Genomic DNA, 24513 nt, shown 5'->3' on the forward strand with positions numbered 1-24513 from the left:
TCAACTGGTCGAACGACCCAAGCTCTATCGATTGGTCGTGTTCCCGGCACTCGGGAAATGGTCGTACGGGCCAGCTACGTTGTGATTTACACCGAGAGTGCCGATGCCGTGGCCATCCTGCGCGTGCTTCACGCCGCGCAACAATGGCCGCCGTCGGGCACGTGAGAACGATCACGGGTACACAGTCCCGGTCACGAATAGCACCCCACCCACACGACGACCACGGGCTCGCTTTCCGACGGGTTTCGGGAGTGATAGCGCGAGGAGCGGTCGAACTTGTAGCTGTCGCCCTCCTGCAGCACGAGCTTGCGGTCGTCGATCCACAGTTCCAGCGTGCCCTTGACGATCAGCCCGTATTCGGAGCCGGCGGTGGCGACGTTCTTGACCTCGGTCTCGGCCAGCGGGTCGAAGGTCGAGAGCATGAACTCCAGCTTGTGGTCGAGCTGCGGCGTCAGGAGCTCGGTCTTGATGCCGTCCTGGACGATGGTGCGCCGGCGCAGCGCCCGCACCACGATGTCGCGCAGGTCGCTGTCGGGATCGGGCTGCTGGCCCATGTCGAGGAACCAGCTCATGGTCACGTTGAAGACCGTGCAGGCGGCGTAGAGGTCCTTCAGCGTCGGCTGGGAGATGCCGCGCTCCACCTGGCTGATATAGCCGGTGGAGCGGTCGAGCGCCTTGGCCAGCGCCTGGATGGTGATGCGCCGCGCCTTCCGCAGTTCGCGGATTGCCGCGCCGACCTGGCCGTGCGGCAATCCGTCGTAGGGAACGTGGAGGTTGGGGCGGCCTGAATCGCTATCCATTTTCATATCCATGATGAAGTCTTGCATTTTCATCATGGATGATGGTTTTTCAAGAGGCTCCGGGCACGTACGTCCGGGACGGCTTCGAGAGATCAGCGACGATGCAGGCATCCATCCCAGGACAATCCATACGGCCGGCGGGGGCGGAGTTCGCCGGCAAGGCCGCGCTTGTGACCGGCGCCGGCTCGGGCATCGGCGCCGAGATCGCCCGTCGGCTCGCCGCAGCCGGCGCCGCGGTGGCCGTCACCGACTTCGACGCCGAGGCCGCCGCACGGGTCGCCGCCGGCATCGGCTCCGCCGGCGGCCGGGCGATCGCCCTCGACCTCGACGTCTGCGATCCCTCCTCGGTCGAGGCCGGCGTCGCCGCCTGCGAAGCGGCCTTCGGCGGCCTGCATCTCGCGGTCAACAATGCCGGGATCGACCTGCCGCGCTGTCCGACCGGCGCCTATCCGCTCGACCGGTGGCACCGCATCATCGACGTCAACCTGAACGGGGTCTTCCATGCCCTGCGCTTCGAGGTCCCGGCCATGATCCGCGCCGGAGGCGGGGCCATCGTCAACATCGCCTCGATCATGGGCCTGCGCGGCATCGCCGGCCAGCCCGCCTACACCGCGGCCAAGCACGGCGTCGTCGGCCTGACCCGCGCGGCGGCCCTCGACTGCGCCGGGGACGGCATCCGCGTCAATGCCGTCGCCCCCGGCTTCGTCGAGACCCCGCTGCTCGACCACCTGCCGCCGGCGGCCAAGGCCGAGGCGGCGGCGCGCCACCCGGTCGGGCGGCTGGGCCGGCCGGCCGAGATCGCCGAGGTCGTGCTCTTCCTCCTGTCGGATCGGGCCTCCTTCGTCGCCGGCGCCTGCTACGAGGCCGATGGCGGCTATCTCGCCCGGTGATCCCGCCCAAGTACACCGCCCTTGTGCGGGGACGGACCGGGCCGCCGAAGTGTTTTGCGATTTGACGGAATCGCGTCAAATCGCAAAGACGCGTCGGACCATGGAGCATAGAGCAAGGCGCGTTTCCATCAAACGCGCCTTGCTCTATGTCTCCCGGACAGGAGGAGCCATGGCAAGGGACAGGGGCGATGACGGGCACGGCAGCGAGGGGGCGGCATCCGATCCCTTGATGGTGCAGTCGGTCGAGAAGGCATTCCGCCTGCTCAACGCCTTCGACCGCAGCCATCGCAGCCTCAGCCTCGCCCAGTTGACCGCTATCGTCGGCCTCGACAAGAGCGCGACGCAGCGCTTCGCCCACACGCTGACCCGGCTCGGCTACCTGGAGAAGGACCCGCAGACCAAGCGCTTCGCCCTGACGGTGAAGACGCTCGACATCGGCAATCATTATATCCGCGCCAATATCCTGGTGGAGCGGGCGATGCCCTATCTCCTGCATCTCAGCCAGGCGACCGAGGAGACCGTCAATCTCACCGTGCTCGACGACACCGACATCGTCTTCGTCGCGCGGTTCCTCTCCCGCCACATCCTCAACGCCGACGTCGTCATCGGCACGCGCATCCCGGCCTTCTGCACGGCGCCGGGCATGGCCATGCTGTCGCGCCTGCCGCGGGACCAGGCGGTCGAGAGGCTGCGCCGCTCGCCGCTGCAGGCCTTCACGCCCCACACCACCCACACCATGGACAGCCTGCTCGCCAAGCTCGACCGGGCTCGCGAAGCCGGCTACGCGACGGCCTGGGAGGAATTCCTGCCCGGCGACCTGTCGGTGGCGACGGCCGTGCTCGACCATCGCGGCCACCCCGTCGCGGCCGTCAACGTGGCGGGGTCGCGCACGCGCTTCACGCCCGACGAGGTCGAGGCCGCCTTCGCGCCCCTGGTGAAGGCGACGGCCGCCTCCGTCTCCGATTTCGCGCCGGCGCCCTGATGCGGCCGCATCGGGTGCCATGCCCTTGGCCGCCGGCTTCGCCGGCATGCAAGCTTCCCGGATCCCGATGAGCCTCGGCGACGTCACCCAGGCGAGCATCGCCTTCATCCGCGACCATGAGGCCTGGGGCGCACCCCTCGTGATGGTCCTCGCCTTCGGAGAATCGCTGGCCTTCATCTCCCTGCTGGTGCCGGCGACGGTGATCCTCGTCGGCGTCGGCTTCCTCATCGGGGAAAGCGGCGTCGCCTTCTGGCCGCTCTGGGCGGCGGCGGCGTTCGGGGCGTTCCTCGGCGACTGGCTCTCCTTCTGGATCGGCAAGCGCTTCAAGGGCGACGTCGCCCGGGTCTGGCCGCTGTCGCGCTATCCCGACCTGCTGCCGCGAGGCCATCGCGTCTTCGAGCGCTGGGGCGTGCTCGGGGTGTTCTTCGGCCGCTTCCTCGGCCCGCTGCGCGCCTCCGTGCCGCTGGTGGCGGGCATCTGCGACATGGCGGCCCTGCCGTTCCAGGCCGCCAACATCGCCTCGGCCCTGGTCTGGGCGACCGGCATCCTTGCGCCGGGAGCCTTCGGCCTCAAATGGCTGCAGCAATGGATGTGACGGCCGCAGCCTGAAGCGTTTTGCGATTTGACGGAATCCCGTCAAGTCGCAAAGACGCGTCTAAACGACGAGTTGGAGCAAAGTGCGTTTCCACCAAAACGCCCTTTGCTCCAGGAGCCTGCCCTGCCGCGGGGGGCAATGCTCTCAGTCGCCCAGGCACCTGGCCCGCGGAAAGGCGAACACCCGCTCGTCGCCCATCAGGTGGGCGGTGAAACCCCTGGGAAACAGCGGGGCGAAGGCGGCATCGCGCACGTTGAGCCCGCCGGCATAGGCGCCGAAGGCCGGCAGCACGGCGCGGCCGCCGTCGCCGGCGAAGCAGCGCCGGCGGATGGAGCGGCCGCGGGTCGCCACCCGCGCCACCGGGTGCAGGTGCCCGGCGATCTCGCCCGGCGCCGGCAGAAGGGAGGGCTCGTGGCGGAACATCACCGGGCCGACCGCCAGGCTGTCGGCAGCCGTGCCGGGCAGGTGCTCGGGCGGGTCGGGGTCGTGGTTGCCGGCGATCCAGAACACCTCGCGCCGCATCAGGAGATGAGCCAGCGTCTCGCGGTCCGACGGCGCGATCCGGCCGGAGGCGCGGCGATCGTGGAAGCTGTCGCCGAGGAACACCAGGCGCCTGGGGGCGAAGCGGGCGAGCAGCCGGGCGAGCCGGGCCAGCGTCGCCGCCGTGTCGTAGGGCGGCAGCAGCACACGCCGTTCGGCGAAGGAGGAACCCTTCTCCAGGTGCAGGTCGGCGACGGCAAGCAGGCTCTCCTCCGGCCAGACCAGCGCGCCCTCGACGCTGGCGATGAAGTCGGCCCCGGCCACGTGCAGCAGGGCTTGCCCGTGCCGCATCGCCTCACTCTCCCGCTCCAGCGCCTGCGCCAAGCCTTGCCTCCGCGATCAGATCGTCCGCCGCCTCGGCCAGCGCCGTGTCGGTCGCCTCGCCGTAGACCGGCTCGCGGCCGATCTCCAGCATGCTGGGCACGGCCAGCGGCGAGATGCGATCGAGCCTCTTATGAATGATTCGGCCCTGGACGCGCGACAGCATCTGCGCCAGGCGGCCGATGTCGAGCAGGCCGGTGGCGGCGTCCGCCCGTGCCGCGCGCAGCAGCACATGGTCCGGTTCGTGCCGGCGCAGCACGTCGTAGACGAGGTCGGTCGACAGGGTGATCTGCCGGCCGGTCTTCTCCTTGCCGGGAAAGCGCCGCTCGATCAGCCCGGAAATCATGGCGCAGGTGCGGAAGGTGCGCTTCATCAGCGCGGATTCCGCCAGCCATTCCTCCAGGTCGTCGCCCAGCATGTCCTCGTCGAACAGGCTGGGCATGTCGGCCCGGCGCATGTCGGACAGCGACCAGACCGCCAGCGCATAGTCGTTGGCGACGAAGCCGAGCGGCTTCAGCCGCGCCCGTTCCAGCCGCCGCGTCAGCAGCATGCCGAGCGTCTGGTGGGCGAGGCGCCCCTCGAACGGATAGGCGACCATGAAATGGCGCGCGCCGCGCGGGAAGGTCTCGACCAGGAGATCGTCCGCCGGCGGCAGGATCGAGATGTCGCGCTGCAGCGCCAGCCAGTCCGCCACCTGGTCGGGCAGGGCGCTCCAGGCGCCGGGATCGGCCAGGATCGCCCGGACCCGGGCGGCAAGGTGGGTCGACAGCGGGAACTTGCCGCCGGCATAGGAGGGGATCTTCGGATCGGACGAGGGTGGCGCCCGCGTCACCAGCACGTCCTCCTCGGCGATGCCCTCGAAGCGCAGCACCTCGCCGGCGAACAGGAACGTGTCGCCGATGGTCAGGGTCTCGGCGAAATATTCCTCGATCTCGCCGAGCACCCGCCCGCCGAAGCCGGCGCGCGCTGCGGTGCCGTCGCGCGGCTGGCGCTTGGGCGGGCCGGTGGCGGCCGGATCCATGAACCAGGGCGTGTATTTCAGCGCTGCCGCCATCGGCTGCGGTGCGCCGCCCCGGCGGCCCCGCGCCAGCCGCACCTTGAGCAGGGCATCCTCGACGATGGTGCCGACATTGAGGCGATAGGCCTGGGCCACGGCGGGATTGGCGATGCGCCAGCGCCCATCCTTGCCCTGGCGGATCTTGGCGAAACGGTCATAGGTCCTGAGCGCGTAGCCGCCGGTGGCGGCGAAGGCGACCACGTCGTCGAAAGTCTTGCGGTCGAGGCCGGCATAGGGCTCGGCCGAGACGATCTCGGCATGGAGTTCGTCGGCGAGGAAGGGCTGGCCGCAGGCGGCGCCGAGCACGTGCTGGGCCAGCACGTCGAGCGCGCCGGTGCGGGCTACCGGCGTGTCCTGGACGCCGGCATGGGCGGCGTCGACGGCGGCGCGGCATTCGAGCACCTCGAAGCGGTTGGTCGGCACCAGCACGGCCTGCGAGGGCTCGTCGAGGCGGTGATTGGCCCGGCCGATCCGCTGCATCAGCCGCGAGGCGCCCTTGGGCGCGCCGACATTGACCACGAGGTCGACGTCGCCCCAGTCGATGCCGAGGTCGAGGGTCGAGGTGCAGACCACCGCCTTCAGCCGCCCGGCCGCCATCGCCTCCTCGACCCGGCGCCGCTGGCCGACGTCGAGCGAGCCGTGGTGCAGGGCGATGGCCAGCGCGTCCTCGTTGATGCGCCACAGCTCCTGGAACACGAACTCGGCCTGCATGCGGGTGTTGACGAACACCAGCGTGGTCTTGTGCGCCTTGATCAGGGTGTAGATCTCGGCCATCGCGTGGCGCGCCGTATGCCCGGCCCAGGGCAGGCGCCGGCTGGTGTCGAGGATGGCGAGCTCAGGCCTGGCGCCGCCCTCGGCCACCACCAGTTCGGCCATGGGCCTGTCCGGCCGGCGCTGCGCCACCAGCCAGCGCCGGAGTTCGTCGGGGTCGCGCACGGTGGCGGACAGCCCGACCGCCTGCAGGCCGGGCGCCAGCTGGCGCAGGCGCGCCAGCCCGAGCGCCAGCAGGTCGCCGCGCTTGGCCGTGACGATCGAGTGCAACTCGTCGAGCACGACGCGCTTGAGCGAGCCGAGCAGCGTCTCGGCCTCGCGGCTGGCGAGGAGCAGCGCCAGCTGCTCAGGCGTGGTGAGCAGGATGTCGGGCGGGTCGAGCTTCTGGCGCGCCCGCTTGGCCTGCGGCGTGTCGCCGGTGCGGGTCTCGACGCGCACCGGGAGGTTCATCTCCTTGACCGGCGTCTCCAGGTTGCGGGCGACGTCGACGGCGAGCGCCTTCAGCGGCGAGATGTAGAGCGTGTGCAGCCGCGAGGGCTGCGCCGGATCGTTGCGGCGCGGCTTGTCGCGGAGCTCGATCAGGGTGGGCAGGAAGCCCGCCAGGGTCTTGCCGGCCCCGGTCGGGGCGATCAGCAGCACCGAGCGGCCGGCCTCGGCCATCTCGACCAGGGCGAGCTGGTGCGGCCGCGGCGCCCAGCCGCGCCCGGCGAACCAGGCGGCGAAGGGCGAGGGGAGGGAGCGAACGGCGGGCACATCGCGCTTTTAGCCCGCATCTTCGCTCTTTTCGAGGACGACGACGAGGCCGGGAACGGGCCGGCCCGCGTCCCGGCGGGCGGAGGCCTGCTCCAGAACCCGGACGGCGAGGCCGGCTTCGCCGGCGCGGCGCGTCAGGGCCTCGGGGTCATGGGCGTAGCGCAGGTCTCCGCCGAGGGCGAAATCGCGGCCGTCCTCGGCCGTCTGCGCGGTGAAGGCGAAGAGGCCGGCCGGACCGAGGACGCGCCCGACCGCGCCGAACAGCGGCCTGAGCTCGCCGATATAGACCAGCACGTCGGCGGCGAGGACGAGATCGGCCGAGGCCGTCGGCTCGGCGGCGAGGTGGGCGACGACGTCCGCCCGGGCCAGGCTGGCATAGAGACCCTTGCCGGCCGCCGCCGCCAGCATGCCGCCGGAGAGGTCGACGCCATCGAGGCGTTCGCACAGGGCGGCGAAGGCCTCGCCCGTGAGGCCCGTGCCGCAGCCCAGATCGATGGCGCGGACGAATCGCGCCGGGCTTCGCACCCGCTCCACCGCCTGGCGCAGCAGCGCCGGGCCGCGATAGCCGAGCGAGCCGACCAGCGCCGCCTCGAAGCGCGGGGCATAGTCGTCGAACAGGGCCGCCACATGCGCCGTCGTCAACGCCCCGTCGTCCGGCAGGGCGCCGAGCCGGGCGAGCCGCGCCCGGGCTCCGACCACGTCGGCGGGATCGAGCGCGGCGGCCTGGCCATAGGCTGATAGGGCGGCCTCTCGGGCTCCGGCCGCCTCGTGGGTCTCGCCGAGCGACAGCCAGCCCGCCGCCCAGCCGGGCGCGATCTCCAGCGCCTGGGCGATCAGCTCGGCGGCGGCGGCGAGCTCACCCGCCGCCCTGTATTGCAGGGCGTAGGCATGACGGCGGTCGGCGACGGCGTCGCCGGAGGAGCGGTGCGAAGACATGGCCGAGGTTGTTTCCATGGCAGCCTCTAGCGCCGCCCGGGCCGGTTCGCCAGTGCGATTCGCTTGGGCAAATCGCGACGCCGGCCTATCCTGCCGCCATGCGCCCCGCCGACCTGCTCGTGCCCACGCCCGCCGGCCTGCATTGCCCGATCGCGGACGTCCATGTCGATCCGATGCGCCCGGTGGCGCGGGCGCTGATTACCCATGGTCATTCCGATCACGCGCGGGCCGGCCACGGCGCGGTGCTGGCGACGCGCGAGACGCTGGCGATCATGGCGGCGCGCTATGGCGAGGAGTTCTGCGGCACCCGGCAGGTGGCCGAGCCGGGACGGCCGATCGACCTCGGCGGCGTCACCGCCACCTTTCATCCTGCCGGACACGTGCTCGGCTCCGCCCAGATCGCCTTCGAGGCCGGAGGGCTGAGGATCGTGGTGTCCGGCGACTACAAGCGCGCGCCCGACCCGACCTGCGCGCCGTTCGAGCCGGTGCGTTGCGACGTGTTCATCTCCGAGGCGACCTTTGCTTTGCCGGTGTTCCGCCATCCCGACGCCGCCGGCGAGATCGGCAAGCTCCTGGGCTCGGTGGCGATGTTCCCCGAGCGCGCCCACCTCGTCGGCGCCTATCCGCTCGGCAAGGCGCAGCGCCTCATCGCCCTGATCCGTGCCGGCGGCCACGACGCGCCGGTCTACCTGCACGGCGCCATGGAGAAGCTGACGCGGCTCTACCAGGCGCAGGGCATCGATCTCGGCGACGTCAGGCTGGTGCGCGACGAGGACCGCAAGGCCCTCGCCGGCGCGATCATCCTCTGCCCGCCCGGCGCGCTCGGCGACCTGTGGTCGCGCAAGCTGCCTGATCCGCTCGCCGCCCATGCCTCGGGCTGGATGCGCATCCGCGCCCGGGCCCGCCAGAGCGGCGCCGAGCTGCCGCTGGTGATCTCCGACCATGCCGACTGGCCGGATCTGCAGCGCACCATTCTGGAGACCGGCTGCTCCGAGCTCTGGGTCACCCACGGCCAGGAGGAGGCGCTGGTGCATTGGGCGAGGGGGCGGGGGATCGACGCCCGGCCCCTGCACATGGTCGGCTACGGCGAAGAGGAGGAAGCGGCGTGAATCGCTTCGCCGAGCTGCTCGATCGCCTGGCCTATGAGCCGCGCCGCAATGCCAAGCTGCGTCTGATGGCCGCCTATTTCCGGCAGACGCCGGACCCGGACCGAGGCTACGCACTGGCGGCCATCACCGGCAAGCTCAGCTTTCGCCACGCCAAGCCCGGCCTGATCCGCGTCCTCGCCGCCGAGCGGACCGACCCGGAGCTGTTCGCGCTCTCCTATGATTTCGTCGGAGACCTGTCCGAGACCGTGGCGCTGATCTGGCCGGGCGAGCCGGGCTCCAACCGGCCGCCTTCGCTGGCCGAGGTGGTCACGGCCCTGGCCGAGACCGGCAAGAGCGACCTGCCGGCCCTCGTCGCCCGCCTGCTCGACGCGCTCGACGAGACCGGGCGCTGGGCCCTGCTGAAGCTGATCACCGGGGCTCTGCGCATCGGCGCCTCGGCACGGCTGGCCAAGACGGCGGTGGCGATGCTGGGGGATGAGACCGCCGACGCGGTCGAGCTGGTCTGGCCCGGCCTCGCGCCGCCCTATGAATCCCTGTTCGCCTGGGTCGAGGGGCGGGCCGGCCGGCCGCAGACGCGCGACCTGGCGCCGTTCCGCCCGGTGATGCTGGCGCATGCGCTGGAAGAGGGCGAGCTTGCCGCCATCGACGCCCAAACCTTCGTCGCCGAATGGAAATGGGACGGCATCCGGGTCCAGGCCGTCGGCGGCCGCGAGGGCGAGCGCACGGCGATGCGGCTCTATTCGCGCACCGGCGAGGACATTTCGGCTGCCTTCCCCGACCTGATGGAGACGCTCGCCTTCGACGGTGCCGTCGATGGCGAGCTCCTGGTGCGTCGCGCCGGCCTGGTGCAGAGCTTCAACGTGCTGCAGCAGAGACTCAACCGCAAGTCCGTCACTCCGAAGCTCCTGGCCGAGTACCCCGCCCATATCCGCGCCTACGACCTCCTGGCCGAGGCGGGCGAGGATCTGCGCGAACGGCCTTTCGCCGAGCGGCGCCGGCGCCTCGAGGCCTTCGTCGCCCGGCTTGCCCGGCCGCAACTGGACCTGTCGCCGCTGCTGCCCTTCGTCGACGGCGAGGCCCTGGCGGCGGCGCGGGCCGATCCGGCGGCCGCGGGGGCGGGGCCCGACGCCGAGGCGGTGGAAGGGGTGATGCTGAAGCGCCGCGACAGCCCCTACCTGCCCGGCCGGCCCAAAGGCTTCTGGTACAAGTGGAAACGCGAGCCGTTCAACGTCGACGCCGTGCTGATGTATGCCCAGCGCGGCCACGGCAAGCGCTCCTCCTATTATTCCGACTACACGTTCGGCGTCTGGACCGACGAGGCGGTGCTGGTGCCGGTCGGCAAGGCCTATTTCGGCTTCACCGACGAGGAGCTTCTGGAGATCGACCGTTTCGTGCGCCGCAACACCCTCAACCGCTTCGGTCCGGTCCGCGAGGTGATGCACGAGCCCGACAAGGGCCTGGTGTTCGAGGTTGCCTTCGAGGGCATCGCGCGCTCGGCCCGCCACAAGTCCGGCGTCGCCATGCGCTTTCCCCGCATCGCCCGCATCCGCTGGAACAAGCCGCCGCGCGAGGCGGACCGGTTGGCGACGCTCATGCGGATGATCGACGGCGCGACGCCGGCCGTCGACGCGGAAGCCGGGCCGTCCGGCGGGCGCTTGGTCTGACCTGGTCCGTCCCGGAGAAAGGCCGGTGGCGGCAAGGCGGCGCCCTCCCAGCCGTCATGGCCGGATCACGTCCCATAGGCGCGAAGATAGGGCCGGACCACGTTGCTGCCGGGGAAAGGTGATGCCCTTTCCGCCGTCATGGCCGGACTTGATCCGGCCATCCACGCGACCACGGATCTGGCAGAATGATACGATGGTGGCCTCACAGGACTGGTCAGCTGTCGTGTTCGCGTGGATGGCCGGATCAAGGCCGGCCATGACGCGATTGAACGGGCGAGCCCATGTCTCGGACAATCGCTTATCTTAGCGCCTATGGGACGTGGTCCGGCCATGACGGAAACGTTGCGCCAGGGATCTTGCGGCCGCGTTGCCCGTCGCGATTTTGTCGGCCTGAGTTCGGAACCCGGAATCTCGGGGACGGCGATTGACCTTCCGGGCGGGCATGACGACATAGAGGCGAGCGATCGGGAGAAGCACATGTCGGCGTTGGAACGGTTTCTGGGCGGATCGCCGCTGGGCGTCGTGGTCAAGCTGGTGGCCCTGTCCATCGCCGTCGGCGTCGTCATGGCCTGGCTGAACGTCTCGCCGTGGGATCTCGTCGACAGCGTCCACCGCTTCTTCACGCGCCTCCTGTCGCGCGGCTTCGAGGCCGTGCGCGACCTCTTCGCCTATTTCCTGCTCGGCGCCGCCGTGGTGGTGCCTGTCTGGCTGGTGGTTCGCCTGATGAAGTCGATGCCCGCCGGCCGGCGGTAGCGGATGTCCGGGACGAGCTCGGGGAAGGGCGGTACGCCGTCTCCTGCTCCCATGCGCGGCCATCGGAGACATGGCAGGAACAGGACCGCCGTCTCATCGCATTCCGGCTGACCGGAGCCATTCGACGAGCTGATCGAGCCAGAGCCCGTCCCGGAAGCGGTGGGATGCGACGAATTCCGCCAGGGTCAATTCCTCGAACCGTCGGCGCAGTTGCGCGATGCAGCCCGGAGCTTCGTCCACGTGGCCATTCGCCGACAGGGCGATGGCGAGGTTGACATAGGCGTAGGGTTCGCCGGGGTCCTGGTCGAGATAGTCCCTGGCTGCGGCCAGTGCGGTCTGGCGATCGCCGGCGGCCAGGCTCGCCGCCGAGAAATTATACGTCACCCACGGCTTGTAGTGGGGGTTGATCCGCATGGCGGCCTTCAAGTTGGAGATGGCGCCGTCATATTGGCCCGCATAGAGGCGCATCACGCCGAGGAAGGCCACCGCGTGAAAATCGCTCGGCGCCAGCGCGACCGCGCGCTCGCAGAACATGATCGCTTCGTCGTGGCGGTCGCGCAGAAAGGCGACGCCGCCGCGCAGCATGAATCCTGCTCCCAGCTCGGGGTCGAGCTGCTGCACCCTGGCGATCTGCTCGTCGGCGCAACGGATCGCATCGTCGCGGTCGATGCCGGGGTTGAAGCGGGCGTCCCACCAATGCGTCATGCCGAGCTGGGCGATCGCGCCCGTATAGGCCGGGTCGAGTGCGATTGCCTCGCGCAGCAGGCGGCGGGCGATCGCGTTGTCGACCTTGTTGAAGCGGCCCCAATATTCCTCGGCCTCGACCATCTTCGCCCAGGCGCTCAGGATCCGTGTCTGCCCCTGCCAGAAGCGTACCGATTCCCCGGCGGTGAGCTTGATCTGGAGGGATAGCGCGACATTGCGGGCGATGTCGTCCTGCATGGCGAAGAGGTCGGCCAGGTCGCCGTCGTGCCGGTCGGCCCAGACCTGCGCTCCGGAGGTCGTGTCCGTCAGCGACGTCAGGACGCGGATGCGCTCTCCCGCGATCCTGATGCTCCCGAAAAGCAGATACCGCACCCCGAGTTCCCGAGCGATGTCGGCGGCGCCGGTGCTGGCGTCCCTGTAGGCGAAGCTCGATCGCCTGGACACGACGAACAGGTCGCTGACACGCGACAGGGCTCCGATGATGTCTTCGGCAATCGCCTCGCCGAGGACGTCATGCTTGCGGTCGCCGCTGAGATTGTCCAGGGCCAGCACGGCAATCGACGCCTTGCCGGGCGGTGCCTGGGCTCTCGCATCGCCGGCGCGCGCCGGGCTTGCCCGCCGGCGCGTGCGGATCGACCGGGCCAGTTCGTCGGTCTGCGCATCCGGCCGGGCTCTCAACCCGTCGAAGAGGTCGCGCCGGCAGCGTTCGTACTGGACCAGCGCCGCCTCGTTGCGTCCCTGCGCAACATGGAGCCGCATGACGGTGCGATGCATCGCTTCCCGCAGCGGATCCATCGCAAGCGCCGCCTGGGCCGCGGCCATCGCCTCCTCGATCCTTCCCCCGTCCTCGTGCAGGCCGGCCAGACGCTCGCTGACGGCGCAGGCGAGAGACCGCAGGCGCTGTCTTTCGGTGAGCAGCCAATGCTCGAATGGAGGCTCCCGCGTCGTGAGGCCTTCCAGGAATTCGCCCCGGACCAGGGTCGCGGCGGCCGAGAGCTCGTCGACGGACGCCTGCGCCGCGAGCCGCTCGAACTCGCCCGTATCCACCCATATCGACGCGCCGGGGAGCGAGATCGTTTCCTTGTCCGCGGCGAGCGGGGCGATCCCGACCACATCGAAGGCGGCCCGGACCTCCGACAGCGTCTGCCTGAGGCTGGCACGGGCCTGTTCCTCGGCGTGATCACCCCAGAGCAGACCGGCCAGATGGCTCCGCGAGACGTCTTGCCCAAGTCGGGACGCGAGATAGCCGAGAAGGGCGCGGCCCTTCCGGGAGGCGATCACGATCGGCTTGTCCCCCGCCGAGACGGCGATAGGCCCGAGCAGGAAGACGCGCAGTCCGGATGCGTCGTCGGCCCAGCGTGAAAGACGTTTTTGCGCTGCCATGACGCTGCCCCCGCCAGATGTCTGACGGTCCGCCGGTAGTCTCGACGCATTCAACACCGGAGACAAGCCATGCACGATCTAAATTCGTTGGCCACCAGGCTTCACGTGGAGAATGCGGCTCACATCGGCGAAGCCGCCCCGACGGCGGTGAGATTTCGTATCAGGGCCGCCGGCACGCGCTCCCGGCCAAGACCTCTCCGGACTATGCTGGAAGCGCTTGCGCGGTGGGTGGAGACGGTGAAGCGCAGCTCAGGCGCAGGCAGGGTGATTGGGCGCCGACATGTCTCGGAGTCATGAAGCCTGCCGACCGAAGAGCGCCCTGATGCCGGCCCGGCATACCGGTGATCAACGCGGCGGGCCGGCTATATTTGGTGAAATCATTCGACTATGCTCCCGCCACCAGGGAGGGACGGGAATGAACGAACGACTTGAATCGGCATCCATCCACGGCGGCGCCGTCGGAGCCAACAAGGGCTTGCGGCTTGGCGTAGGTATTGCTGCAGCCGCGCTGCTGTCTCTGCTGGGAGGCTGCAGCACGTCCATGGCGCCGTCGGCGCCGCCGGTTGCTCAGGTGTCGGTTACCGCGGCGGACCTCGTCGGCAGTTGGGGCTTGGCCGCCTACCGCGTCGAGAAGGACATCGCCCGCACCGAGGCCGAGGCCAGGCGCGCCTGCTCCAACCCCTATGTGATCGGCAGCGGCGCATCCGGCGGCGTGACCATGCATCTTGCCGACCAATCGACACCGCAGGAGGTCTTCCTCAAGACCGCCGGCGACGGACGCGTCTATATCGGCCCGCAGGGCAAGCCCGGCGACCGGCGCGACCGCCAGGTCCTCTCCTACGGCAACGGTATCCTGGTTACGCAGTGGGTTGATCCCGATGCCGCGACCCGCTACGGAACGATGGTGTTCGTGCGCTGCGGGGGCGCCTGATCATGGGAGACAACATGTTCGGACGGTCCCTCGCAACTGCGCTGCTCTCTCTTTCGATGCTGGTTCCCGCCGCCGCGCAGCAACGCACGCTGCCGCCGGCCCTCGACCAGGACCAGCCGGGCGTCGTGCCCGATCCGGCCGAGGAGCAACTCCTGCCGGAGTTCCGGCCGCAGCCGGTCTATTACCGCTCGAACGAAGCGCCGGGCACCATCATCATCCAGACCGAGGAGCGCTTCCTCTACCTCGTCCAGGACAACAAGACGGCGATCCGCTATGGCATCGGCGTCGGGCGCGAGGGCTTCCAGTGGTCGGGCCTGCTCAAGATCAGCCGCAAGCAGGAATGGCCGGACTGGCGTCCGCCGCCGGAGATGATCGAGCGCCAGCCTTACCTGCCGCGCTTCATGGCCGGTGGCCCCGGCAATCCGATGGGCGCCCGGGCTCTCTATCTCGGCTCGACGGTGTACCGCATCCATGGCACCAACCAGCCCAAGACCATCGGCTATGCCGTGTCGTCGGGTTGCATCCGGCTGATCAATCCGGATGTCACGGATCTTTATGACCGGGTGCCGGTCGGCACCAAGGTCATCGTCCGCCAGGCGGCCAAGCTCTGAGCGCGTGTCCGGGCCTGCCCCGGACCGACGCCATGCCACCATTCAGTGAATCGACGGAACGGGAGAGATCCGAATGCGCCACATTGTCATGGGGCTCGCCGGAGCCGCGCTTCTTCAACTTGGCCTTTCGGCGGGCGCCTCGGCGCAGACGCTCGAGGCCGTCAAGGCGCGGGGCGAGCTCGTCTGCGGCGTCAACGAGGGCCTCGCCGGCTTCTCCATCCAGGACGCGTCCGGCGCCTGGACCGGCTTCGACGCCGATTTCTGTCGTGCCGTCGCCGCCGCGGTCTTCGCCGACGCCGGCAAGGTCCGCTTCGTGCCACTCTCGGTGAGCGAGCGCTTCGATGCCCTGAAGTCGGGCAAGATCGACCTGCTCTCGCGCAACTCGACCTGGACGCTGGGCCGGGAGCTCGACTACGGACTGAACTTCGCCGCCGTCACCTATTTCGACGGCCAGGGCTTCATGGTACCGCGCTCGAAGAAGGTGACCTCGGCCCTCGAGCTCGACGGCAGCAAGGTCTGCGTCCAGAAGGACACCACCACTCAGCGCAACCAGGCCGATTATTTCGACGCCAACTCGATGAAGTTCGAGGCTGTGCTGACCGCTTCGAACGCCGAGTCCCTCGATCGCTACCGCAAGGGCGAATGCTCGGTGATCACCAGCGACGTCTCGCAGCTCTATGCCCAGCGCGTGACGCTGCCCGACGCCGCCGAGCATGTCATCCTGCCGGACATCATCTCCAAGGAGCCGCTCGGCCCGGCCGTGCGCCAGGACGATCCGAAATGGCGCGCCCTGGTGCAATGGGTGCATTTCGCCATGCTCTCGGCCGAGGAGCTCGGCGTGTCGAAGGCGACGCTCGACAAGGCCAAGGCCTCCTCGAAACCGGCGGTCAAGCGCCTGCTCGGCGGGGACGGCGATCTGGGCACCCGCATGGGCCTGTCGCCGGACTGGGTGGTGAACATCGTCAACCTGGTCGGGAACTACGGCGAGGTCTATGAGCGCAATCTCGGCGTCGAGTCCCGCCTCTCCATCCCGCGCGGGCTGAACCAGCTCTGGAGCGTCGGCGGGATTCAGTACGCCCCGCCGGTCGAGTGACCGCGGCTCCCGTCCGCCGCCAAGGCGGGACGGACCCCGGCTGAGGCATTCCACAAGCCACGTGGGCCGGTTTCGGGCAATCCGCCCGGGACCGGCCTTTGTCTTGCCGTCCGGCGTCATGATCGCCCGCGGCGACCTGGCGGCGGAGACCGGCTTCGAGCGGCTGGCCGAGATTCAGGAGGAGATCCTCTGGATCTGCGAGGCCGCCGGCGTGCCGGTGATCTGGGCGACGCAGGTTCTTGAGGATCTGGTCCAGCACGGCGTGCCTTCCCGCGGCGAGATGACCGACGCCGCCATGGCCGGCCGCGCCGAGTGCGTCATGCTCGACAAGGGGCCGGAGGTCGGCGCTGCGGTCGAACTGCTCGATCGCCTGCGGCCGCGCATGGACATGCACGTCTTCAAGACGTCGCCGACCCTGCGGGCGCTGAAGTCCTGGTGATGGCCGGCTTTCGGCGCGGATGGCGGCGCGGCCACCCGTGCCGGAGGCTGTGCCGCCACCCGTGCTACCGCTTGCCCGACCGCAACAGGCGGAAGACCGAGGCATACCGCGCCGCCGGCTCGCCGTCGGGGATTGGCGGCAGCGACCAGTAGGGGGCGTCGGCGGGTTTCCAGGCCTTGCGCTGCAGCTCCCAGGACTCATAGATCTCGTACGCCAGCTCGGGATCCGGCTCGTAGCCCAAGGCGAGAAGCGTGTCGTAGGGGCCTGTTGCGGCGTTGCCGCCGATGGCGAGCACGCCGCCAAGGCGCTGCACGGAGCGGGCATTGCGCAGGGCGGCGTCCTGCTTCTCCCGCGGCAGGTGCGGCAGGAGGTTCTGCATCAGGATCACGTCGTAGAGGCCGGGCAGGTCGAGCTGCCCGGTGAGGTCGACCAGGGTGTGATGCACCCGCGCCCGCAGCGGCTCGATCAGGCGGAAGGCGTCCGGTCCGGTCCGCTCGAAGCAGGCTTCGCGCAGCTCCTGGGGAACGCGCAGCAGGTTGCGGAAATCGATCTCCCCGCCCCGGGCCTTCTCCACCAGGTCGGCCTCCACGTCCGAAGCGCTGATGTCCACGGAGCCGAGCAGGCCGCGCCGGTAGAGCTCGATGACCAGGGTGAACACTTCCTCGCCGGTGCTTTCGGCGAAGACATGCAGCCTGATCTGCCCACGCGCACGCACCAGTCCTTCGCAGGCGCGGCACAGCAGCTCCAACTGCGGCGGGTTGCGATAAGTCAGCGTGCTGGTCGGCACCGCCTTGCTGTTGCCATCCGCCTTCGCCGCCTTCGCGGCCGCGGCAGGTGGCTCCACGCTGTTGTCGTGCGTGAACTTGTGGTTGATCCGACCCTGGGTCGTGGACAGGAGGATCGGCAGATCCGGCAGATCCGCGACGGCTTCGCCCGCCTCGCGCCGGTCCCGCAGGTGCGGCAGCACGATACTGGTGTTGTCCGGCTCCAGGATCAGGTGGCGCGCCGAGATCCGGGCCGCGACGGCATTCAGCTCGGCATGGCGAAGCCCGCTGGCCAGCGGGCCGAGAATGGCGGGATCGCGGATGTCGCGGAAGAGCTCGTCCAGGCCCGTGTCCACTGCCGGCCCCTTCGCCTGGGCGGCGCGCAGGTCCTGCACATGGCGCAGGATGGCCGGGAGATTGTCCGGCCTCACCTGCACCAGACGACGCGACACGGCCACCACCTCGGCCAGGAATCCCTTCTGCCGCAGGATGTTGCCGAGCTTGACCAGTGCCGCTTCATCGTCCATGGCCGCGACATGCTCGGCGGCTGCGGCCGTGGAGGCAGGCTCGCCGCCGTCGCGCGCCAGTTCCGCCAGACGGTCGAGGAGGTTGACGGGTCGCCGGGGCTGCACCTCGTCCGCGCCTGCCGGCGGGTCGTCGCCCAGCAAGGCGCCGATGCGGCGGTCGGCCTCGGCGGCCGCGTCGGAGAAGCCGCGCGTCGTCAGCAGCGTTCGGAATTTTCCGAGCTGATCGGGATCGTCGATCCGGTCCAGGACCTCGGCGACGCTGCGGGCCTTGTCGGCATCCGACGCCGGGACCTCGGCCAGGTCCTCCAGGTGGTGGACGAGGTCGATCGGCCGGTGCGGGGCGGCGAGGGCGACCCGGCGCGAGACCATGGCGGCCGGCGCCGTGTATCCCTGCATGCGCAGCTGCGCGGCAAGCTTCTGCAGGTCCAGGGGGGCGCTTGAGCCGTCCACCAGCGCTTCGACGAGCTGTGCCGGGTTGCGAGGGTCTTCGAGACGGCGCAACTCGCCGAGATAGCCGAGGATGGCGCGCGGATCCAGGGGCGCCTGCGCCAGGAGGCAGTCGACGACCGCGACCGCCGCCGGCAGATAGCCCCGGCGCGCCAGGAGGGTCTTGAACCACCGCAGCGAGGCCGCGTCCTGCCGCGGCTGCAGCAGCCGGCGGGTCGCTTCGCCGAGTTCCTCGCCGCTGCGGCCGAGCGTGTGCAGATCGTCCAGATGCCTGAGCAGGAGGCCGAGGTCGTCGGGCCGTTCACGCACCAGCCTGGCGGAGACCGCGGCGGCGGCGGCGTTGAAGTTGCGGCTCCTGAGAGCCTTGGCCAAGGGGGCGAGCATCGACGGAGGATAGGGACCGTCGAGCAGGTCGCCGATCATCTCGGCTTCGCCGGGGGCGCCCGCAATCGCTTTCAGCTCCCCGAACAGCCGGAGGACTTGGCGGAGATCCTCCGGATTCTCGGCCAGGAGCCGCCTGGAGAGCGCCATTGCCCCGGCATAGGCCTCCTCCTGGGCCAGGGCCTTCCGGCAGCGCTCCAGCATCGCCGGATCGGCATCCGCCGGCACGAGCCGAAGCAAGGCGTCGCTCCGTTCGGCGGCATCGAGCCCTGCCTCGCGGAGATCGGCGAGATAGGCCACCAGATCCTGGGGCCGGAAACCTCGAAGCGCCGCCGCCGAGCCGGCGAGCCGCGCTGCGGCCAGGCCGAGGCCCTGGCTTCGGAGCGAGGCGGCCATGCGCGCCAGCGTCGCCGGGTCCATCGCCTCGGCGCTCGCGCGGTCGAGGACTGCGGCATCCAGTTCCTGGGGCAGGCCGGCATCCTGCAGATCCTGAAGATACTGCCGCAGCAACGGCAACTGGGCCGGCTGCTCGGCGGCCAGGCGCCGGGACGCGGCCAGCACTGCCCGGCTGAGGCCTTGCTTGCGCAGCAGTGCCCGGGCGCGCGGCAGGTCGGCGCCGTCCATCCGCTCGACCACCTCGATGGCGAGCGTCTCCCGATCCTGGTCCGGCGCGACGTCGCGCAGGTCCTGCAGATATTGCAGCACCAGCGGCGTCTGGTCCGGCTGATCGAGGATGATGCGCCGCGACGCGGCGAGAGAAGCCCGGCTGAGGCCCTGCTTGCGCAGCAGCGCCCGGGCCCGCGGCAGGTCGGCGCCGTCCATCCGCTCGACCACCTCGATGGCGAGCGTCTCCCGATCCTGGTCCGGCGCGACGTCGCGCAGGTCCTGCAGATATTGCAGCACCAGCGGCGTCTGGTCCGGCTGATCGAGGATGATGCGCCGCGACGCGGCGAGAGAAGCCCGGCTGAGGCCCTGCTTGCGCAGCAGAGCCCGGGCGCGCGGCAGGTCGGCGCCGTCCATCCGCTCGACCGCCTCGGCGGCAAGCGCCTCCCGATCCTGGTCCGGTGCGACGTCGCGCAGGTCCTGCAGATATTGCAGCACCAGCGGCGTCTGGTCCGGCTGATCGAGGACGATGCGCCGTGATGCGGCGAGCGCGGCCCGGTTGAGGCCCTGCTTGCGCAGCAGCGCACGGACCCGCGGCAGGTCGGCGCCGTCCATCCGTTCGACCGCCTCGGCGGCAAGCGCCTCCCGGTCCTGGTCGGGACCGGCGTCGCGCAGATCGTGCAGGTACTGCAGCAGCAGCGGCGTCTGGGCCGGCTGCTCGAAGGCGATGCGGCGCGAAGCGGCGAGGGCGGCCCGGTTCAGGCCCTGCTTGCGCAGCAGGCTGCGGACTCGCGGCAGGTCGGCGCCGTCCATCCGCCTGACCGCCTCGGCGGCGAGTGTCTCCCGGTCCTGGTCCGGACCGGCGTCGCGCAGGTCCTGCAGATACTGCAGCAGCAGCGGCGTCTGGGCCGGCTGCTCGAAGGCGATGCGGCGCGATGCGGCGAGGGCGGCCCGGTTCAGGCCCTGCTTGCGCAGCAGAGCCCGAGCCCGCGGCAGGTCGGCATTGTCCATCCGCTTGACTGCCTCGGCGGCGAGCGCCTCCCGATCCTGATCCGGATCGGCGTCGCGCAGGTCCTGCAGGTATTGCAGCACCAGCGGCGTCTGCATCGGGGGCTCGAAGGCGAGGCGGCGCGAGGCGCTCAAGGCGGCCTGGCCGAAGCCCTGCGCCTTCAGCAAGGCGCGGGCCCGTGGCAGGTAGGGACCTTCGATCCGCTCGGCGACGACCGCGGCGAAGGCCTGCCGCTCCTGGTCCGGAACGCCCTCCCGCAGGTCGTGCAGATGCTGCAGCAGCGGTCCCTTCGGAACCGGTTGGGCGAGGGCCATGCGGCGCGACGCCACCGCCGCCGCCCGGCCGAAGCCCTGCTTCTTCAGGATGCCGCGGACCCGCCGCAGGTCGGCGAGGCCGATGCGTTCGACCACGGCGGCGGCAAGATCATCCCGGTCCTCGCTGGAGACGCCCTCGCGCAGATCCTGGAGATACTGCGACAGCAGGCCCTTCTGTCCCTGCCGCTCGAGCACCATGCGCCCGGATGCCGCCGCCGCTGCGCGGCCGAAGCCTTGCTTCTTCAGGAGCACGCGCATCCGCGGCAGGTCGGCGCCGTCCATGTGCTCGACCAGGGCGGCGGAGAGTTCGTCCCTGTCGCGCTCGGAGGCACCGTCCCGCAGGTCCTGGAGATATTGCAGCACCAGCTTGGCCTGTCCCGGCTGCGCCAGGACCATGCGGCGGGCCGCGGCTGCGGCGGCCGGGCCGAATCCCTGCTTCCTCAGGAGGAGGCGCGCGCGCGGCAGGTCGGCGGGATCCATATGCTCGACCAGCGCAGCGGCCAGCCCCTCCCGGTCATCCTCCGGGGCGCCGTCCCGCAGATCCTGGAGATATTGCAGCAGGAGCTTGGCTTGCCCCGGCTGCTCGACGACCATGCGACGGGTTGCGGCCGCAGCGGCGAGGCCGAATCCCTGCTTTTTCAGGAGCGCCCGTGCCCGCGCCAGGTCGGCGAGGTCCATGTGCGCCACCACGGCGGTGGCCAGTTCCTCCCTGGCCCGTTCCGGGGCGCCGTCCTGCAGATCCTGGAGATATTGCAGCAGGAGCCGGGCTTGTCCCGGCTGTTCGAAGACCATGCGATGCGAGGCGGCCAAGGCGGCCCGGTCGAATCCCTGCCTCTTCAGCAATTTGCGCGCCTGGGGCAGGTCGGCGTTGTCGATGCGCTCGACCGTGGCCAGGGCGAGGCCTTCCCGCTCCTGCTCGGCGCCGCTTTCCCGCAGGTCACGGATATATTGCAGCAGCAGGGGCGTCTGCGCCGGCAGCTCGAAGGCCATGCGGCGCGATGCGGCCAGGGCTGCCCGGCCATGGCCCTGCTTGCGGAGCAGCGAGCGCACGGGATCGAGGTGGGCGGTGCCCAGGCGCTCGACCGCCGCGACGGCGAGATCCTCGCGTTCCTGCTCCGGACTGCCGTCCAGCAGGTCCTGCAGATAGCCGAGCACCGTCTGCTTGTGCGCCGACGGGTCGAAGGCCAGGCGCCGCGACGCGGCCAGGGCGGCCCGGCCATGGCCGCGCTTCTTCAGCAGCAGGCGGGCCGGGCCCAGATGGGCCGCGCCGATCCGCTCGACCGCCGCGACGGCAAGGTCCTCGCGTTCCCTCCTGGGGGCGCCGTCCAGCAGGTCCTGCAGATAGCCGAGCACCGTCTGCTTGTGCGCCGACGGGTCGAAGGCCAGGCGCCGCGACGCGGCCAGGGCGGCCCGGTGCTGGCCGCGCTTCTTCAACAACTGACGGGCCGAGGCCAGATGGGCCGTGCCGATCCTCTCGACCGCTGCGATGGCGAGGTCCTCGCGTTCCCTCCTGGGGGCGCCGTCCAGCAGATCCTGCAGATAGCCGAGCACCGTCTGCTTGTGCGCCGACGTGGCGAGGGCCAGCCGGCGGGACGCAGCCAGGGCGGCCTGCTCGTAGCCCTGTTTCTTCAGAAGCGTCCGCACGCGCGGCAGATAGGCCTCGTCCATGTGCTCGACCGCCGCGACGGCGAGCGTCTCCCGCTCCTGCTCCGCGCCCGTATCGAGCACGGCCTGGACATAGGGAATCGGTGACTGGCCGGGCTGCTCGAAGGTCATGCGCCGTGAAGCGATCAGCGCGGCCCGGTCGAGGCCGTGCTTGCGCAGCAGCGACCGCGCCCGCTTCAGATACGTGCCGTCGATCTGCTCGACCAGCGCCGCGGCGATGTCCTCCCGGCCCTGCTCTGCGCCGGCGTCGAGCAGTTCCTGGAGATATTGGAGTTGTTCCCGCGGCGGTTGCTCGAATGCCAGGCGGCGAGAGGCTGCGAGGGCCGCCCGGGGGCAGCCGCGCGCCCTGAGCAACGCCCGCGCACGCGGCAGGTCGGCGCCGTCGATCTGCTCGATCACCGGCACGGCCAGCGCGTCCCCCTCCCCCTCCGGCGCGGCGTCCAGCAGATCCCGCAGATAGAGCAGCGGCTGAGCCTGTTCCGGCCGTTCGGAGGCCATACGGCGGGAAGCTGCCAGCGCGGCGCCCCTGCAACCCCGTGCCTTCAGCAAGGCGTATGCGCGCGGGAGGTGGTCGCCATCCAGTCCTTCGACCAGGGCGGCGGCGAGCTGGTCGCGGTCCTGGTCCGCTGCTGCGTCCAGCAGATCCCGGAGATGGAGCAGCGGCGGGGTCTGCTGCGGCCGTTCGACGGCCATGCGGCGGGAGGCCGCCAGGGCGGCCCTGTTGCAGCCTCGTGCCTTCAGCAGGGCGTGCGTGCGCGGCAGGGATTCTCCGTCCAGCCGTTCGATCAGGGCGGCGGCGAGCTCGTCCTGGTCCGGCTGAGGGCCGGCATCGAGCAGATCCTGGAGGTAGAGCAGCAGCAACTGCGTCTGTGCCGGCTGCTCGGCGGCCATGCGGCGGGAGGCGAGGAGAGCGGCCCGGTTGCAGCCGTGCTTCTTCAGCAGGAGGCGCGCGCGCGCCAGGTGGCCGCCATCCATCCGTTCGACCAGCGAGACGGCGGAGTCGTCCCGCTCGGTGTCCGGCCCGGCCTCGAGCAGATCCTGGAGATGGAGCAGCAGGAACGGCGACTGGGCGGGCGCCTCGGCGGCCATGCGCCGGGATGCCGCGAAGGCGGCCTGCACGCAGCCGCGTTTCTTCAGCAGGGCATGAGCGCGGGGCAGGGCGGTGATATCCATCCCCGCGATGGCGGCGGCAGCGGACGCATCCCGATCTTGGTCGGGACCGTCCAGCAGATCGCGAAGGTACAGGAACTGCCGCTCCTCTCCCGGCTGCTCGACCGCCATGCGTCGGGATGCGGCCAGGGCGGCCTGATCACAGCCCTTCTTCTTCAGGAGCGCGCGCGCGCGTGGAAGATGGACACCGTCCATCGTCTCGACTGCCGCGGCGGCGAGCGCATCGCGCTCCTGGTCCACGCTGCCGTCCAGCAGATCCTGGAGATACTGCAGCAGCAGCGGCGTCTGTGCCGGTTGCTCGGCGGCCATGCGGCGGGATGCGGCTGCGGCGGCTCGGAAAAAACCCTGCTTCTTCAGCAGCGTGCGCACGCGCGGCAGATCCGTGCTGTCCAGCCAGCCGACCGCGGCCGCCGCAAAGTCCTCGCGCTCGGCCTCGGGCGTGCCGTCCCTCACATCCTGAAGATAGAGCATCAGCAGCCGCAGCAGCGCCGGCTGCTCGGCGGCCATGCGGCGGGATGCGCTCGCCGCCGCCAGCCCGAAGCCCTGCCGCTTCAGCAGCGTGCGCACGCGCGGCAGATCCGCGCTGTCGATCCGCTCGATGGCGGCCGTGGCGAGCTCCTGGCGATCCTGGTCCGAGCATCCGTCCAGCAGGTCCTGGAGATACTGCGCCAGCAGGCGGATCTGGTCGGGCTGGGCGGAAACCATCCGGCCGGATGCGGCCGCGGCGGCCCGGCCATAGCCCTTCTTCTTCAGGAGGACACGCGCACGCGACAGCTGGGTGTCGTCCATCCGTCCCACCACCGCGGCGGCGAGATCCTCCCGTTCCATCTCCGGGGTGCCGCCTGCCTCCGCTTCGCTGAGATAGCGCATGAGGAGGGAAATGCGGTTCGGCGCCAGCAGGGCTATCTGCCGGGACACCTTGGCACCGAGACCGACCTCGTCGCAGCGAACGAACAAATCGTGCAACTGGAAGAGAAGATCGTCGTAGAAGGGGACAGTGAGTTCGACTTCCATCGCTTATCCACGGAGTCGGTAAGGATCGTGCGCTTCAGGTCCGAAGGCGGGCTCAGCAGAAGGAGGGCGTGCAGCCGAGAATTCGTGCTGGTAGCATCATGAGGCTCACCCTTCCTTTCCGTGATGGGTCGAGACAAATCGGTCCGGCGCCGAGAGAACGTTCGGACAAATGCCTGCGCCGGGGCGAGCGAGCCCCTGGCCGTTTGTCTCGCAGCAGTATCTTACTTCTGCGCCGGGCAATAGAGGGGCGGCGGTGGCGGGCGGCGGATTGTTGAGGGCGGAGGTC

Annotated in this window: 15 protein-coding genes and 1 pseudogene; 10 read left to right on the plus strand and 6 right to left on the minus strand. The window is 70.3% G+C overall.

The window, feature by feature from the left end; translation table 11 throughout:
• Positions 1-191: 191 nt before the first annotated feature.
• Positions 192-800 carry a helix-turn-helix domain-containing protein gene (locus AC27L4_RS00920; RefSeq protein ID WP_487140069.1) on the minus strand — a complete coding sequence of 203 codons (609 nt, stop codon included), beginning with the start codon at positions 798-800 and terminating at the stop codon, positions 192-194.
• 101 nt (positions 801-901) lie between these two features.
• Between AC27L4_RS00920 and AC27L4_RS00925 the strand changes: the two genes are divergently transcribed.
• The 3 genes from AC27L4_RS00925 (at position 902) to AC27L4_RS00935 (ending at position 3267) form a co-directional block, all read left to right on the plus strand.
• The gene (locus AC27L4_RS00925) at positions 902-1690 is read left to right on the plus strand and encodes an SDR family NAD(P)-dependent oxidoreductase (RefSeq protein ID WP_487140070.1); all 789 of its coding nucleotides are present in this window, start codon (positions 902-904) and stop codon (positions 1688-1690) included.
• Positions 1691-1859: 169 nt separating this feature from the next.
• A complete protein-coding gene (locus AC27L4_RS00930) occupies positions 1860-2672 on the plus strand; it encodes an IclR family transcriptional regulator (RefSeq protein WP_487140071.1) in 813 nt (270 codons plus the stop codon).
• Positions 2673-2739: 67 nt separating this feature from the next.
• Positions 2740-3267 carry a DedA family protein gene (locus AC27L4_RS00935; RefSeq protein WP_487140937.1) on the plus strand — a complete coding sequence of 176 codons (528 nt, stop codon included), beginning with the start codon at positions 2740-2742 and terminating at the stop codon, positions 3265-3267.
• Between the two features lie 144 nt (positions 3268-3411).
• Here AC27L4_RS00935 and pdeM read toward each other — a convergent pair whose 3' ends face one another.
• From pdeM to AC27L4_RS00950, 3 genes are read right to left on the minus strand one after another with little or no spacing between them, the layout of a single operon-like run.
• Entirely contained in the window at positions 3412-4098 is a 687-nt protein-coding gene (gene pdeM / locus AC27L4_RS00940) for a ligase-associated DNA damage response endonuclease PdeM (protein ID WP_487140938.1), read from the minus strand.
• A gap of 4 nt (positions 4099-4102) precedes the next feature.
• Positions 4103-6709 carry a ligase-associated DNA damage response DEXH box helicase gene (locus AC27L4_RS00945; protein WP_487140072.1) on the minus strand — a complete coding sequence of 869 codons (2607 nt, stop codon included), beginning with the start codon at positions 6707-6709 and terminating at the stop codon, positions 4103-4105.
• Positions 6710-6718: 9 nt separating this feature from the next.
• On the minus strand, positions 6719-7663 hold the full coding sequence (locus AC27L4_RS00950) for a class I SAM-dependent DNA methyltransferase (RefSeq protein WP_487140073.1): 945 nt from the start codon (positions 7661-7663) through the stop codon (positions 6719-6721).
• 80 nt (positions 7664-7743) lie between these two features.
• On the opposite strand from AC27L4_RS00950, the gene AC27L4_RS00955 reads away from it, so the two are divergent.
• From AC27L4_RS00955 to AC27L4_RS00965, 3 genes are all read left to right on the plus strand, one after another.
• Positions 7744-8754: a ligase-associated DNA damage response exonuclease gene (locus AC27L4_RS00955; protein WP_487140074.1), complete on the plus strand. Its 1011-nt coding sequence runs from the start codon at positions 7744-7746 to the stop codon at positions 8752-8754.
• Positions 8751-10418 carry a cisplatin damage response ATP-dependent DNA ligase gene (locus AC27L4_RS00960; RefSeq protein WP_487140075.1) on the plus strand — a complete coding sequence of 556 codons (1668 nt, stop codon included), beginning with the start codon at positions 8751-8753 and terminating at the stop codon, positions 10416-10418. The genes AC27L4_RS00955 and AC27L4_RS00960 overlap by 4 nt, the downstream gene beginning before the upstream one ends.
• A 477-nt stretch (positions 10419-10895) precedes the next feature.
• Entirely contained in the window at positions 10896-11171 is a 276-nt protein-coding gene (locus AC27L4_RS00965) for a DUF6460 domain-containing protein (RefSeq protein WP_487140076.1), read from the plus strand.
• Positions 11172-11264: 93 nt separating this feature from the next.
• Here the strand turns inward: AC27L4_RS00965 and AC27L4_RS00970 are convergent, their stop codons facing one another.
• Entirely contained in the window at positions 11265-13259 is a 1995-nt protein-coding gene (locus AC27L4_RS00970) for a BTAD domain-containing putative transcriptional regulator (RefSeq protein WP_487140077.1), read from the minus strand.
• Between the two features lie 415 nt (positions 13260-13674).
• Here AC27L4_RS00970 and AC27L4_RS00975 point away from each other — a divergent pair, with 415 nt between their 5' ends.
• The 4 genes and pseudogenes from AC27L4_RS00975 to AC27L4_RS00990 all read left to right on the plus strand — a co-directional run.
• A complete protein-coding gene (locus AC27L4_RS00975; protein ID WP_487140078.1) occupies positions 13675-14190 on the plus strand; it encodes a hypothetical protein in 516 nt (171 codons plus the stop codon).
• Positions 14191-14204: 14 nt separating this feature from the next.
• Positions 14205-14801, plus strand: a complete 597-nt coding sequence (locus AC27L4_RS00980; RefSeq protein WP_487140079.1) for a L,D-transpeptidase — start codon at positions 14205-14207, stop codon at positions 14799-14801.
• Positions 14802-14874: 73 nt separating this feature from the next.
• Positions 14875-15894 carry an amino acid ABC transporter substrate-binding protein gene (locus AC27L4_RS00985; protein ID WP_487140080.1) on the plus strand — a complete coding sequence of 340 codons (1020 nt, stop codon included), beginning with the start codon at positions 14875-14877 and terminating at the stop codon, positions 15892-15894.
• 106 nt (positions 15895-16000) lie between these two features.
• Positions 16001-16333 (plus strand): annotated as a pseudogene (locus tag AC27L4_RS00990) (pyruvate kinase); the annotation flags it as partial.
• Positions 16334-16397: 64 nt separating this feature from the next.
• On the opposite strand, the gene AC27L4_RS00995 reads toward AC27L4_RS00990, so the two are convergent.
• Positions 16398-24227 (minus strand): CheR family methyltransferase, encoded by a 7830-nt coding sequence (locus tag AC27L4_RS00995; RefSeq protein ID WP_487140081.1) that lies wholly within the window; start codon positions 24225-24227, stop codon positions 16398-16400.
• Positions 24228-24513 lie beyond the last annotated feature (286 nt).

Source organism: Labrys sp. Lb11 (genome assembly GCF_057554225.1).

Bases quoted from the DNA above. Each gene is read 5' to 3' on its own strand.
- AC27L4_RS00995 (WP_487140081.1), bottom strand. From the start codon at position 24,227: ATGGAAGTCGAACTCACTGTCCCCTTCTACGACGATCTTCTCTTCCAG.
- AC27L4_RS00985 (WP_487140080.1), top strand. From the start codon at position 14,875: ATGCGCCACATTGTCATGGGGCTCGCCGGAGCCGCGCTTCTTCAACTT.
- AC27L4_RS00955 (WP_487140074.1), top strand. From the start codon at position 7,744: ATGCGCCCCGCCGACCTGCTCGTGCCCACGCCCGCCGGCCTGCATTGC.
- AC27L4_RS00930 (WP_487140071.1), top strand. From the start codon at position 1,860: ATGGCAAGGGACAGGGGCGATGACGGGCACGGCAGCGAGGGGGCGGCA.
- AC27L4_RS00980 (WP_487140079.1), top strand. From the start codon at position 14,205: ATGTTCGGACGGTCCCTCGCAACTGCGCTGCTCTCTCTTTCGATGCTG.
- AC27L4_RS00975 (WP_487140078.1), top strand. From the start codon at position 13,675: ATGAACGAACGACTTGAATCGGCATCCATCCACGGCGGCGCCGTCGGA.
- pdeM (WP_487140938.1), bottom strand. From the start codon at position 4,098: ATGCGGCACGGGCAAGCCCTGCTGCACGTGGCCGGGGCCGACTTCATC.
- AC27L4_RS00925 (WP_487140070.1), top strand. From the start codon at position 902: ATGCAGGCATCCATCCCAGGACAATCCATACGGCCGGCGGGGGCGGAG.
- AC27L4_RS00935 (WP_487140937.1), top strand. From the start codon at position 2,740: ATGAGCCTCGGCGACGTCACCCAGGCGAGCATCGCCTTCATCCGCGAC.
- AC27L4_RS00970 (WP_487140077.1), bottom strand. From the start codon at position 13,259: ATGGCAGCGCAAAAACGTCTTTCACGCTGGGCCGACGACGCATCCGGA.
- AC27L4_RS00920 (WP_487140069.1), bottom strand. From the start codon at position 800: ATGGATAGCGATTCAGGCCGCCCCAACCTCCACGTTCCCTACGACGGA.
- AC27L4_RS00965 (WP_487140076.1), top strand. From the start codon at position 10,896: ATGTCGGCGTTGGAACGGTTTCTGGGCGGATCGCCGCTGGGCGTCGTG.
- AC27L4_RS00950 (WP_487140073.1), bottom strand. From the start codon at position 7,663: ATGGAAACAACCTCGGCCATGTCTTCGCACCGCTCCTCCGGCGACGCC.